A 13,442-nucleotide genomic window follows, 5' to 3' on the forward strand; every position below is an offset into this window, starting at 1 on the left:
CATCCCGTGAGTGCGGACACCACCGGCGACGTCGTCAAGGACGGCGTGCACTACCACCAGTTCGACATCGTCATCGTGGGCGCCGGCGGCGCCGGGATGCGGGCCGCCATCGAGGCGGGCCCGGGCGCGAAGACGGCGGTCATCAGCAAGCTCTACCCGACGCGATCGCACACGGGCGCGGCGCAGGGCGGCATGGCGGCGGCCCTCGCGAACGTCGAAGAGGACTCGTGGGAGTGGCACACCTTCGACACGATCAAGGGCGGCGACTACCTCGTCGACCAGGACGCGGCGGAGATCCTCGCCAAGGAGGCGATCGACGCCGTCATCGACCTCGAGAACATGGGCCTGCCGTTCAACCGCACGCCCGAGGGGAAGATCGACCAGCGGCGCTTCGGCGGCCACACGGCCGACCACGGCAAGGCCCCTGTGCGCCGCGCGTGCTACGCCGCCGACCGCACGGGCCACATGATCCTGCAGACGCTGTTCCAGAACTGCGTCAAGCTCGGCATCAACTTCTTCAACGAGTTCTACGTGCTCGACCTCATCACGGTGAAGGATGCCGACGGCGCGACGCAGGTCGCGGGCGTCGTGGCGTACGAGCTCGCCACCGGCGAGCTGCACGTGTTCCACTCGAAGGCCGTCATCTTCGCGACCGGTGGCTTCGGCAAGATCTTCAAGACGACCTCGAACGCGCACACACTCACCGGCGACGGCGTCGGGATCATCTGGCGCAAGAAGCTCCCGCTCGAGGACATGGAGTTCTTCCAGTTCCACCCGACGGGCCTCGCCGGCCTCGGCATCCTCCTCACCGAGGGCGCCCGCGGTGAGGGCGCGATCCTGCGCAACGCCTCGGGCGAGCGCTTCATGGAGCGCTACGCGCCCACGATCAAGGACCTCGCCCCGCGCGACATCGTCAGCCGCTGCATGGTGCAGGAGGTCGCGGAGGGTCGCGGCGCCGGCCCGCACCGCGACTACGTGCTCCTCGACTGCACCCACCTCGGCGCCGAGGTGCTGGAGACCAAGCTCCCCGACATCACGGAGTTCGCCCGCACCTACCTCGGTGTCGACCCCGTCGTCGAGCCCGTGCCGGTCATGCCGACCGCGCACTACGCGATGGGCGGCATCCCGACCAACGTCAAGGCCGAGGTGCTGATCGACAACGACACCGTCGTCCCCGGCCTGTACGCCGCGGGCGAGTGCGCGTGCGTCTCGGTGCACGGCTCGAACCGTCTCGGCACGAACTCCCTGCTCGACATCAACGTGTTCGGCAAGCGCGCCGGCATCAACGCGGTCGAGTACGTGCAGACCGCGGAGCTCGTCCCGCTGCCCGACGACCCGGCGAAGGACGTCCGCGACCTGATCGAGGGCCTCCGGAAAAACCCCGGCTCCGAGCGCATCGCGGTCCTCCGCAAGACGCTGCAGGAGGAGATGGACCGCAAGGCCCAGGTGTTCCGCACGAAGGAGTCGCTCAGCGAGGTGCTCGAGGTCATCGAGGACCTCCGCGAGCGCTACAAGAGCATCCACGTCGACGACAAGGGCCACCGCTTCAACACCGACCTGCTCGAGGCGGTCGAGCTGGGCTTCCTGCTCGACATCGCCGAGGTCGTCGTGGTCGCCGCCCGCAATCGCGAGGAGAGCCGCGGCGGTCACATGCGCGACGACTTCCCGAAGCGCGACGACGAGAACTACATGAAGCACACGATGTCCTACCTCACCGGCGACCCGCACTCGTCGAAGCCCGAGGACCACATCCGCCTGGATTGGAAACCGGTCGTCGTGACCCGCTACGAGCCGATGGAGAGGAAGTACTGATGTCGTCTGCAGCGACTCTCGAGGCGTACGACCACATCGAGGACGAGGCGACCGCCGCGGACAGCGGCATCCAGTCGTTCCTCGTGACGTTCATCGTGCGGCGCTTCAACCCGGAGGTCGACGCCGAGCCGCGCTGGGTCGACTACGACGTCGAGGTGTACTCCACCGACCGCGTGCTCGATGCCCTCCACAAGATCAAGTGGGAGGTCGACGGGTCGCTGACATTCCGCCGCTCGTGCGCCCACGGCATCTGCGGCTCCGACGCGATGCGCATCAACGGCCGCAACCGGCTCGCCTGCAAGACCCTCATCAAGGACCTCGACATCTCGAAGCCGATCTACGTCGAGGCCATCAAGGGCCTGCCGCTGGAGAAGGACCTCGTCGTCGACATGGAGCCGTTCTTCGCGGCCTACCGCGAGGTCAAGCCGTTCCTCATCGCCGGCAGCGCGCCCGAGAAGGGCAAGGAGCGCGTCCAGTCGGTCGCCGACCGCGCGATCTTCGACGATACGACGAAGTGCATCCTGTGCGCCGCGTGCACGTCGTCCTGCCCCGTGTTCTGGACCGACGGTCAGTACTTCGGCCCCGCCGCGATCGTGAACGCGCACCGCTTCATCTTCGACTCGCGCGACGACGCTGCCGGCGTGCGCCTCGACATCCTCAACGACAAGGAGGGTGTGTGGCGCTGCCGCACGACCTTCAACTGCACCGAGGCCTGCCCCCGCGGCATCGAGGTCACGAAGGCGATCGCCGAGGTCAAGCAGGCGGTCCTCCGCGGCTGAGACGCGCATGCGCGCCGGCGCATGCGTCCGGGCGCGAAGGCCGTCGCTAGCCTGAGAGGGTGGGCTCCCGACGACGCGCAGCGAAGGCCCCGGCATCGGTGCCGGTGGATGCCGGCAACGGCGCGCGCGGCGAGGAGTGGCACGAACGGTGGGAATCCGCCGAGGTGCGGCTGCGCGAGCGCTTCGAGGAGCCGGTGGAGCGCGCGACGCGGATCACGCGCCGGACGATGGCCTGGTTCCCGGTGCGCGTCTGGCGCCGCTTCCTGCAGCACGACGGGTTCCTCCTCGCCGCGGGCGTGAGCTATCAGTCGCTGTTCGCGATCTTCGCCGCGATCTACCTCGTGTTCGCGCTCGTCGGCATCTGGCTCGGCGGCAGCACCCAGGCGGTGGATCGCCTGATCTCGCTGATCAACGACTACATCCCGGGCCTCATCAGCGACCACGGGCTGATCAAGCCGGAGCAGGTGCATGACGTCGCGGCCAGCAGCACGAGCCTCCTGAGCATCACCGGCGGGATCGCCGTGGTCGTGGTCGTCTGGACCGCGATCGGCTTCGTGACGTTCGCGCGGCGGGCGGTCCGGAACATCTTCGGGCTGCCGTACGATCGCCGCAGCTATGTGCTGCTGAAGGCGCGCGACCTGCTGGCGGCGTTCGCCTACGGGGTCTCCCTCCTTGTCGGCGCGGCCCTCGGGCAGGTGGGCACGTGGGCGCTGCACCTCGTGTTCCGGATCTTCGGGTGGGACGTCGGCAGCGAGTGGTTCAACACGCTCGTGCGCGTGCTCACGCTCCTGGTCGCGTTCGGGATCAACGCGGTGGCCCTCGCCTTCCTCTTCCGCCTCCTCACCGGCACGTCGCTGCGTTGGGAGCGGATCTGGCCCGGCTCTCTCGTCGGCGGCGCGGCGATCGTGGTCCTGCAGATCGGCGCCGGATTCCTCCTCAGCTACACGCCGAGCAATCCACTGCTGGCGACGTTCGCGATCTTCATCGGCTTCCTCCTCTGGTTCCGGCTCAACGGGATCGTGCTGCTCGTCACGGCCGCGTGGATCGCCGTCGCCACGCTCGACCGCGACCTTCCGCTCGTCGAGGTCTCCGCGGAGGATCGGGCGGCCGCCGAGCAGGCGGCGCTCCTGACCGCGGCGCGCGTCCGGCTCCGCGAGGCGCAGGCCGAGGCCGCGAGCGCCCCGTGGTGGCGGAGGGTGCCGGCGCGCGCCGCGGTCACGCGCGCCGAGCGCGCCCTGGCCGAGGTGACCTCCGCCCCCGTGGGGTCCTCCGCGGGGTCCTCCGCCCGGTCCCGCGCGAAGTCCGCACGCGCGGAGTCCGGGTCCGCGACGTCCGCCCCTGCGCCGGCGGCGCCCGACCCCACGCGCGGCGCACCCGGCCCCCACCCCCGCGAGAACGCGCCTGTGTCACAAAAACGGCGCCCATAAGGGACATACGCGCGTTCTCACGGTGAGGGGGCTCGGGGTGAGGGGGCGCGGGTCCTGGGGGTCGGAGGGGGTGGTTAGGCTGGCCGTCGTGCCCGACCGCATCCGCATCGCCTCCGTCAACGTCAACGGCATCCGTGCCGCCGCCCGGAAGGGGATGCTCGAGTGGCTCGCCGGCGCGGACGTCGACATCCTCGCCCTGCAGGAGGTGCGCGGCGAAGAAGCACACCTCGCCGCGGCGCTGCCTGGCTGGGAGGTCGTGAACGACGAGGCGCTCGAGAAGGGGCGCGCGGGCGTCGCGATCGCCAGCCGCCGCCCCGCCGCCGCGGTGCGCAAGCGCTTCGGCCAGGAGGCCCTCGACGACGCCGGCCGCTGGGTCGAGGCCGACTTCGAGATCGGCGGCGAGACCATCACGATCGTGAGCGCGTACGTGCACTCCGGCGAGGACGGCACGCCGAAGCAGGTCGCGAAGTACGCATTCCTCGACGCGATGACGGCGCGGATGCCGGAGCTCGCGCGGGGCGGAGCGCTCGCCCTCATCATGGGCGACCTCAACGTGGGCCACCGCGAGCTCGACATTCGCAACTGGCGCGGCAACGTGAAGAAGGCGGGGTTCCTCCCGCGCGAGCGCGCGTACTTCGACCGCTTCTTCGGGCCGGAGGGCGAGGAGGTGACGGGAGTCGACGGGTCCACCGGACCGGGCCTCGGCTGGGTCGACGTCGGCCGCCGGTTCGCGGGCGAGGTCGACGGACCGTACACGTGGTGGTCGATGCGCGGCCAGGCGTTCGACAACGACACCGGCTGGCGGATCGACTACCACGTCGCCACCCCCGCCCTGGCGGAGCGAGTGGAGGACTACCGCATCGTGCGCGCGCCCTCGTGGGGTGAGCGCTGGAGCGATCACGCGCCCGTGGTGGCGGACTACCGCCTCGGCCGGTGACCCGGCAGCGCACGCCGGAGAGCACCGGAGAGCGCCGCATCCGCCGCCGATAGGATTGCCGGGTGCCCAAATCCCGCCTGTATTCCGGTATGCAGCCGTCCGCCGACTCCCTCCAGATCGGCAACTACATCGGGGCGCTCATGCAGTGGCGGGACCTGCAGGAGTCGTACGACGCGTTCTTCTCCGTCGTCGACCTCCACGCGCTGACGCAGCCGAACGACCCGGCCGAGCTCCGCGAGAAGACCCGCCGCACCGCCGCCCAGTACATCGCCGCGGGGATCGAACCGGCGCGCTCGACGCTGTATGTGCAGTCGCACGTCCCCGCGCACGCCGAGCTCGCGTGGATCCTGTCGACGATGACGGGCTTCGGCGAGGCCGCGCGGATGACGCAGTTCAAGGACAAGTCCGCGCGCTACGGGGCGGATGCCACCTCGGTCGGCCTCTTCACCTACCCGGTGCTCATGGCCGCCGACATCCTGCTGTACCAGACCGACATCGTGCCGGTCGGCGATGACCAGAAGCAGCACGTCGAGCTGACGCGCGACCTCGCCGAGCGGTTCAACTCCCGGTACGGCGAGACGTTCCGGGTGCCGACGCCCGTCATCCAGCGGGACACGGCCCGCATCTACGACCTGCAGAACCCGACCGCGAAGATGTCGAAGTCGTCCGAGTCGGATGCCGGTGTGCTGTGGCTCCTCGACGAGCCGTCGGCGAGCGCGAAGAAGATCATGCGGGCCGTGACGGACAGTGAGGGCTCGGTGCGGTACGACCGCGAGGCGAAGCCGGGGGTGTCGAACCTGCTCGTGATCTACGCGGCGCTCTCGGGCCGGCAGATCCCCTCGATCGAAGACGAGTACGCGGGCCGGGGCTACGGCGACTTCAAGAAGGGCCTGGCCGAGGTCGTGGTGGCGGAGTTCGGGCCCGTGCGCGAGCGCGCGCTGGAGCTGCTCTCCGACCCCGCGGAGCTCGACCGCGTGCTGGCCGCGAACGCGGACCGCGCGGCCTCCGTGGCATCCGCGACGCTGTCGGCGGTGTACGACCGCGTCGGCCTCCTCCGTCGGGTCTGATCCGCCGCGCCCGCACAACTCCTGTACTCCTCGACGCCGCGGGCCGGAATGCCGCGGATCGGGCCGCTTCACGGCCGGATTGCCGGAGTTATGCGGCGGTCGAGCGGGAGGACAGGATGCCGCGAAGCGCGGCGAGCACCCGCTCCGGCCGGTACAGGATGTCCTCGGCCAGCAGGCGCAGGGTCGTGTACCCCAGGGCTGCTGCTGCCAGGTCGCGCTGCCGATCGCGCTGCTGCTCGGCAGGCCCGCCGTGGAACTCGCGACTGTCGCATTCGACGATCAACCAGTCGCCGACGACGAGGTCGACGCGGCCGACGGTCGCGATGTCGACCTGGACCCGAACGTCACCGCCCAGACCGCGCAGCATGAGGCGGACGAGCGACTCGGTCCCCGCCTCCGCGCGAGGATCGAGATGCTTCCGAACGACGCCGAACGGGGCCGGGAGACGTGCGAAGACATCCGCGACGTCGACCTCATCGACGAACCCGCGATGCCAGGCGCTGTCGAGCGTGGCCACGGCGTGGCGGGGCGACTGGCATCGGCAGGCCTGCGCGAGCGCTTCCCTGAGACCCGTCGCCGTATCGGCCTCTCCCGCGCTCGAGCGCCGCCAGTGCGCGACGGACGAAGACCGCGGCGGAAGCCGGCTCGCCCCTCGATCGAACTGGACATGCAGGGTCTGGGAGTCGAACACGAACACGCCGAGGTGCGCGAGCAGGGAGATGCAATCGAGGCGGCCACCGTGCCGCACCGCCTCGACGACGACAGGGGGCGCGTCGGGCGGAAGGTAGCGCCCACGTCGCACCCGCACGAGCGTGCCGGTCGCGACGGCGCCGTCGATCTGCGTTCGGGACCAGCCGGCCGCGCGCAGCTCCCGATAGCCGCGCCACGGGACGGAGACGATGTCGGTATTCATCCGCCGAGACTCCCCCGTCGACCGCGGCCGTAATCGCGCTGCCGTGACATCTGTGGGATTCGCGCGCCCGCCGCTCCTCCGGGGAGGGGTCGCCGCGCTCGTCGCCAGCGCACAACTCCTGCACGCACCGCGTCAGCCTCGGCCACGGCCCCGCACAACTCCTGCTTTCCGCCACGACGGGGCCCGATACGGGCCGTTTCAGGCCCGAAGCCGCCGAACTGCCGGAGTTGTGCCCGCCACGCGCGAGTGGCGGGCGCGTGGCTGCAGGAGTTGTGCGGGCTCGGGCGCGGCCGTGGGGCCGAGGGGGCGTGGGAGGATGGGGCGCATGCCGGAGATGCCGGAGGTGCAGGGGCTCGTCGAGTACCTCGACGGACGGCTGCGCGGGCTCGAGATCACGAAGGTCCAGGTCGTGGCGATCGCCGCGCTGAAGACCTTCGACCCGCCGGTCCAGGCGCTCCAGGGGCTGACAGTGCGGGGCACGACCCGGCACGGGAAGTTCCTCGACGTCACGGCCGGCGACATCCACCTCGTGTTCCACCTCGCGAAGGCGGGCTGGCTGCGCTGGTACGACACGCTCCCGACGACCGTACTCAAGCCCGGCCGCACACCCATCGCCCTCCGCGTGGCCCTCTCGGACGGCTCCGGGTTCGACCTGACCGAGGCCGGCACGAAGAAGTCGCTGGCGGTCTCGGTCGTACGGGATCCCACGGATGTCCCCGGCATCGCCCGCCTCGGCCCTGACCCTCTCGATCCCGGCTTCGGCCGTGATGCGTTCGCCGCCCTCCTGGCCGGCCGCCGCACCCAGATCAAGGGCGTGCTCCGCGACCAGTCGATCATCGCGGGCGTCGGCAACGCATACTCCGACGAGATCCTGCACGCCGCGAAGATGTCCCCGTACGCGCTCGCCGCGAGTCTCGAGGAGGCCGACGTCGACCGCCTGTACGCCGCGATGATCGAGACGCTGACGGATGCCGTAGCCACGGCATCCGGGAAGCCCCCCGCCGACCTCAAGGATGCCAAGCGCCGCGGCATGCGCGTCCACGGGCGCCGCGGCGAGTCGTGCCCGGTCTGCGGAGACGAGGTGCGCAGCGTCTTCTTCGCGGACAACTCGCTTGAGTACTGCCCGACCTGTCAGACCGGCGGCAAGCTCCTCGCCGACCGCCGGCTCTCGCGCCTGCTGAAGTAGATGGCCGTCGAGCGCCTCCCGAAGCCCGCTGGAGCGGCGACGGGCACCCGTCGGCACTGGGTGCTCGTCACCGCCGTGCTGGCCCTCGCCGCGACGACCGCGAGCTCGATGCAGGGCATCGTGCTGCCGATCCAGTCCGACCTGCCGGCGCTGCTGGATGCCAGCCGCGAGCAGACCGCGTGGGTGGTGACCGCGACCCTGCTCACCTCGTGCGTCGCCGGCCCGATCGCCGGTCGCCTCGGCGACCTCTTCGGGAAGCGGCGCATCGCCGTGGCGCTCTTGCTGGTGCTCGTGGTCGGCTCGATCGTCGCAGCGCTCGCACAGGACGTCACGACGCTCATCGTCGGACGCGCGCTGCAGGGCATCGCGTACGGGCTTACGCCCCTGGGGTTCGCGATGGTGGGCGAGATCGTCCCGGCGCGCCGGGTGCCCACGAGCCTCGCGGTGATCAGCGGCGGACTCGCGTTCGGCTGGGCGATCTCCCTGCCGCTCGGCGCGCTCATCACCCAGCTGTTCGACTGGCGCTGGCTCTTCTGGATGGCCGTGCTGGTCGGCCTGGTCGATCTGCTGCTCGTCCTGGCGGTCGTGCCGGCCGGCCGCATCCGGGCATCCGGCACGGTCGACGTCATCGGGGCCGTCGGCCTGACGGCCGGCATCACCGGCGTCCTGCTCGCGGTGTCGCAGATCGGCACGTGGAACGGCTGGTGGATCGCCGGATGCGCGGCGGCGGGAGCGGTGATCCTCGTCGTCTGGGCGCGATACCAGTGGCGGGCATCCAGTCCGCTCGTCGATCTCCGCACCACGCTGCGGCGCGTCGTGCTGCTCACCAACCTGTCCACGGTCGCGGCGGGGTTCGCCTACTACGCGTGCACCATCTCGCTGCCGCAGCTGCTCGAGCTGCCCGCGACGGACGGCGGCGCGGGCCTGGGTCTGCCACTGCTGGGCGCCGGACTCGTGCTCGCCATCGGCGCGGTCGGAGAGGTCGCCGCCGCACCGCTCGCGGCCGTGTTCGGCACCCGGTTCGGCGGACGGCCCCTCATGATCGCGGGCGCCCTCGTCATGCTCGCCGGCTACGTGCTCGTGCTGTTCCTCCACACCGAGGTGTGGCACATCCTCGTCGTCGGACTGGTGCTCGGCCTCGGGATCGGGCTGTCGTTCGCCGGGATGCCCATGATCATCGGGCGCGCCGTGCCGGTCACCGAGACCGCATCGGCGAACAGTGTGAACGCGCTGGCCCGCACGCTGGGCACGACCTCGGCGTCCACCGTGATCGCGGTGATCCTCACGACGGGCATCGTGCAGGGCGGCCCCGCCGCGGGGCAGCCCTCCCCCGGCGCGTTCCTGCTCTCGTTCGCTCTGCCCGCGGTCGTCGCCGCGGCCAGCGCGGTGCTGTCGCTGCTGGCCGTCCGCCGTCCCGCCTGACCCCTCTCCCGCGCCTCCGCCCCGCCCCCCTCTCCCGGGCCCCTCCCCAGGCCCACTCACCCGCGCCTCCGGCCCCGGCCCCCTCACCGCGAGAACGCGCTTGTGTCACGAAAAGGGGCCCCATTTGAGACATACGCGCGTTCTCACGTGGGTGGGTGACAGGCGGGCGCGGCCGGGCGGGACAGGCGGGCGCGGGCGGGCAGAGCGACGCGGGCAGAGCCACGCGGGCACGGGCCGTAAACGCGGCGGGGCGGGGTCAGAGGGCGCGGACGTCGTCGTCGACCCAGTCCAGGGTCCGGGCGACAGCCTTGTGCCACAGGCGGACGCGACGGTCGCGGGTCGCCGGATCCATCCGCGGCTCCCACCGCGCATCCTCGCGCCACAGGCCGCGCAGCGCGTCGAGATCGGGCCACACGCCGGTCGCGAGGCCCGCGGCGTAGGCCGCGCCGAGGGCGGTCGTCTCGATGACCGCGGGTCGCACGACCGGGATGCCCAGCAGATCGGCCTGGAACTGCATGAGGTCGTCGTTCCGCGTCATCCCGCCGTCCACGCGCAGCTCGGTGAGCGGCACGCCGGTGTCGGATGCCGCGGCGCCGATCACGTCGAGCGTCTGGAACGCCGTCGCCTCGAGCGCCGCGCGCGCGATGTGCGCACGGTTGACGAAGCGCGTGAGCCCCACGAGCGCGCCGCGCGCGTCGGGCCGCCAGTACGGCGCGAACAGCCCGGAGAACGCGGGCACGAAGTACGCGCCGCCGGCGTCCGGGACGGACGCCGCGAGCTTCTCCACCTCGGACGACTCGGAGATGATCCCGAGGTTGTCGCGCAGCCACTGCACGAGCGACCCGGTGACCGCGATCGAACCTTCCAGCGCGTAGTGCGCGGGGCCGTCACCCAGCCGATAGGCCACGGTCGTGATCAGCCCGTGGCGCGAGTGCACAATCTTCTCCCCCGTGCCGACCAGGAGGAAGTTGCCGGTGCCGTACGTGTTCTTCGACTCCCCGGGCCCGAACGCAGCCTGACCGAAGGTCGCCGCCTGCTGGTCCCCGAGGATGCCCGCGACCGGGATGCCGCGGAGCGGGCCCGGATGCTGCACCTCGCCGACGACCTCGGACGAGGAGACGATCCGAGGCATCATGGCGCGCGGGATGCGGAAGGCCGCGAGGAGCTCGTCGGACCAGTCGAGGGTCTCGAGGTCCATGAGGAGCGTCCGGCTCGCGTTGGTGGCATCCGTGACGTGCGCACCGCCGCGGCGGTCTCCGGTGAGGTTCCAGACGAGCCAGGTGTCGGGCGTGCCGAAGAGGAGGTCGCCCGCCTCCGCGGCGTGCCTCGCGCCGGGGACGCTGTCGAGGATCCACGCGATCTTCGAGGCGGAGAAGTAGGTGGCCAGCGGCAGGCCCGTACGTGTCGCGAACCGGTCCGTGCCCCCGTCGGCGGCGAGTTCGTCGATGAGCGGCTGCGTCCGCGTGTCCTGCCACACGATCGCGTGATGGACCGGCTTCCCGGAACGGCGGTCCCAGACGATCGCGGTCTCGCGCTGGTTGGTGATGCCGATGCCGGCGACGTCCGCGACCGCGACCCCGGCGGCGCTCAGCGCCGAGGTGAGGACCCACTCCGCGTTGGTCCAGATCTCCGTCGCGTCGTGCTCGACCCACCCCGCGCGGGGCAGGATCTGCCGGTGCTCGCGCTGCGCCGACCCCACCGGGCGCGCCTGCGCGTCGAACACGATCGCCCGTGTGGAGGTCGTGCCCTGGTCGAGGGCTATCACGTGTCCGGCCACGTCGCCGCTCCCTCCCGGGCCTCACGCCCGTGCCGCTGTGTCCTGACGCTACCCGCCCGGCCCGCGCCGCCGACCCCCGCCGCGCACAACTCCTGCAGCCCGAGCCCCGCGGAGCCTCGGCACCGCGACACGCCGGGGTCCCACGGCGGAGTGCAGGAGTTGTGCAGGCCCCGGCGCGGGCACCAGCGTGTACGGCCCCCGGCGCGGGCACCAGCGCGTGGGCGGGTGGGCGCGCGCGGGCGCACGGCGGCTCAGGCGGGGACGGGGGATGCAGGGGCGGGATACGCCGCACGGACGGCGCGGAGCGCGCGCGCGACCTCGGCCTCGACCCGGGCCGCGTCCCAGGACAGGACCGGCGCCACGGCCGCGGCCACCTCGGCGGCGGCCTCGGGGGTCGCCTGGCCCTGGAACGCGAGGCCCGTGCGCCGCAGGAGGAGGTCCTCGAGGTGCACGACGTGCTCGGTCGCGGCGAGGTGCCGCAGCTCGCCCGTCGAGTACCCGGGCGCGGACCCGAGCGGAGCATCCGCGGGATCCGCCCCGATCGCCGCGATTACCGCCGCCGCCCGCGTGCCGTAGCGCTCGAGCAGCACCGCGACCCGCTCGCGCGGCACGGCGCCACGCGCCTGCTCGGCGACCCACTGCTGCCGGGCCCGCTCGGTCCGGGGAAAGCCCGCTCCGCCGCCGATCGGGCGGTGGCGGGTGGTCGCGGTCCGCGGCCGCCGCAGGATCGCGAGCACGTCGTCGGTCACGCGCTCTCCGAGCGCACGGAACGTCGTCCACTTCCCGCCGATCACGCTGACCAGCCGGGTCCGGCCGGCGGAGCCGAGGACCTCGGTCTCCTCCACGCGGTAGTCACGCGAGACGAAGCCGGGCGCGAGGTCGCCGTGGCCGGGCAGCGGGCGCACGCCCGAGAACCGGTGCACGATCTGCTCGCGCGAGACCGGGATCCGCGGGAAGACGTGCCCGATGAGGCCGAGGAAGTAGTCGACCTCGGCCTCGGTGCACAGGATCGGCTCGGACATGTCGTGCTCGAGGTCGCTCGTGCCCACGAGGACGCGGCCGCGAAGGGGGTAGATCAGCACGATCCGCCCATCGCGATGCTCGAAGAACATCTCGCGTCCCCGCGTCGCGGCGAGCAGCTCCGGGTGGTCGAGCACGATGTGCGACCCCTTGGTCCCGCCCATGTACCGCGTGGGCTGCTCGAGCGCCGCGTTGGTCACGTCGGTCCACGGCCCCGACGCGTTCACCACGACGGATGCCGCGAACGGCACCTCGACGCCGGTCTCGGCATCCCGCAGCACGACGAGCCCGTCGCGCGCGTCGACGGCCTCGACGTAGTTCGCCGCCCGGACGCGGCTCCCGCCGTCGCGGAGCGCGTCGGTCAGCACGTCGAGGGCGAGCCGCTCGGGATCGACGAGCGAGCCGTCCCAGTAGGTCGCCGTGTATTTCACGGCCGGGTTGAGATCGGGCTGGGTCTGCAGCGACCGCCGCCGCGCGTGGAACGCGTGCGCAGGCACCCGGCCGCCGCCGCGGGAGAACGAGTCGTAGATGACGAGCCCGATCTTGATAAGGATCGCCCCACGCTCGGCCCGTCGCCCCTGCCCGTGCCGCAGGAACCGGAACGGCGCCCCGAGCACCCCCGAGAACGTGGCGAAGATCGGGATGGTCGTCTGCAGCGGCCGGACGTAGTGCGGCGCCGTGCGCAGGAGATCATTGCGCTCCGTGACGGCCTCGTGCACGAGGCGGAACTCGCCGTTCTCCAGGTAGCGGATGCCGCCGTGGATCATGTGGGACGACGCCGCGGAGGCGCCCCCGGCGAAGTCGCCGCGCTCGACCAGCACGACCTCGACCCCCTGCAGCGCCAGGTCGCGGAACACCGCGAGCCCGTTGACGCCGCCGCCGATCACGAGGACCTCGGCGCGCGGCGCGGCCGCGAGCGCCGCGAACGCGGGCCGCACCGAGGAGTCGGCGGAGGTCATGGCATCCCCTTTCGCGGGCGGGGCCCGCCCGCAGCGATCGACCGTCCCGGTCATCCTCGCACCCCCCACGGACAGGCGAGCGCAGGACGGAATGAATCCACGCGGAGACGGCGTTGGTAAGCTGCGTGTATCAGCGTGCTCCG

Annotated in this window: 10 protein-coding genes; 7 read left to right on the top strand and 3 right to left on the bottom strand. The window is 71.9% G+C overall.

Annotation, left to right across the window (positions count from 1 at the left end; all coding sequences use genetic code 11):
- The first annotated feature begins 6 nt into the window (after nt 1-6).
- The 5 genes from sdhA to trpS all read left to right on the top strand — a co-directional run bounded on the left by sdhA (nt 7) and on the right by trpS (nt 6,022).
- Nucleotides 7-1,812 carry a succinate dehydrogenase flavoprotein subunit gene (sdhA, locus tag ABCS02_RS09865; protein WP_345835462.1) on the top strand — a complete coding sequence of 602 codons (1,806 nt, stop codon included), beginning with the start codon at nt 7-9 and terminating at the stop codon, nt 1,810-1,812.
- Nucleotides 1,812-2,591, top strand: a complete 780-nt coding sequence (locus ABCS02_RS09870; protein ID WP_345835463.1) for a succinate dehydrogenase iron-sulfur subunit — start codon at nt 1,812-1,814, stop codon at nt 2,589-2,591. The genes sdhA and ABCS02_RS09870 overlap by 1 nt, the downstream gene beginning before the upstream one ends.
- A gap of 59 nt (nt 2,592-2,650) precedes the next feature.
- Nucleotides 2,651-4,018: a YihY/virulence factor BrkB family protein gene (locus tag ABCS02_RS09875; protein WP_345835464.1), complete on the top strand. Its 1,368-nt coding sequence runs from the start codon at nt 2,651-2,653 to the stop codon at nt 4,016-4,018.
- Nucleotides 4,019-4,106: 88 nt separating this feature from the next.
- Nucleotides 4,107-4,955, top strand: coding sequence for an exodeoxyribonuclease III (locus ABCS02_RS09880; protein ID WP_345835465.1), 849 nt, complete (start codon nt 4,107-4,109; stop codon nt 4,953-4,955).
- Nucleotides 4,956-5,017: 62 nt separating this feature from the next.
- Nucleotides 5,018-6,022 carry a tryptophan--tRNA ligase gene (trpS, locus tag ABCS02_RS09885; protein ID WP_345835466.1) on the top strand — a complete coding sequence of 335 codons (1,005 nt, stop codon included), beginning with the start codon at nt 5,018-5,020 and terminating at the stop codon, nt 6,020-6,022.
- Nucleotides 6,023-6,110: 88 nt separating this feature from the next.
- Here trpS and ABCS02_RS09890 read toward each other — a convergent pair whose 3' ends face one another.
- Complete coding sequence (locus ABCS02_RS09890; RefSeq protein ID WP_345835467.1) at nt 6,111-6,935, bottom strand: hypothetical protein; 825 nt, start codon at nt 6,933-6,935, stop codon at nt 6,111-6,113.
- Between the two features lie 325 nt (nt 6,936-7,260).
- On the opposite strand from ABCS02_RS09890, the gene ABCS02_RS09895 reads away from it, so the two are divergent.
- Together ABCS02_RS09895 and ABCS02_RS09900 are read left to right on the top strand one after the other, a co-directional pair.
- Nucleotides 7,261-8,121, top strand: coding sequence for a DNA-formamidopyrimidine glycosylase family protein (locus ABCS02_RS09895; RefSeq protein WP_345835468.1), 861 nt, complete (start codon nt 7,261-7,263; stop codon nt 8,119-8,121).
- Nucleotides 8,122-9,543 (top strand): MFS transporter, encoded by a 1,422-nt coding sequence (locus ABCS02_RS09900; RefSeq protein WP_345835469.1) that lies wholly within the window; start codon nt 8,122-8,124, stop codon nt 9,541-9,543.
- Nucleotides 9,544-9,799: 256 nt separating this feature from the next.
- On the opposite strand, the gene glpK is transcribed toward ABCS02_RS09900, so the two are convergent.
- Both glpK and ABCS02_RS09910 read right to left on the bottom strand, forming a co-directional pair.
- Entirely contained in the window at nt 9,800-11,320 is a 1,521-nt protein-coding gene (gene glpK, locus ABCS02_RS09905) for a glycerol kinase GlpK (protein ID WP_345835470.1), read from the bottom strand.
- 251 nt (nt 11,321-11,571) lie between these two features.
- Nucleotides 11,572-13,299 carry a glycerol-3-phosphate dehydrogenase/oxidase gene (locus tag ABCS02_RS09910; RefSeq protein WP_345835471.1) on the bottom strand — a complete coding sequence of 576 codons (1,728 nt, stop codon included), beginning with the start codon at nt 13,297-13,299 and terminating at the stop codon, nt 11,572-11,574.
- Nucleotides 13,300-13,442 lie beyond the last annotated feature (143 nt).

Source organism: Microbacterium sp. X-17, from assembly GCF_039615055.1.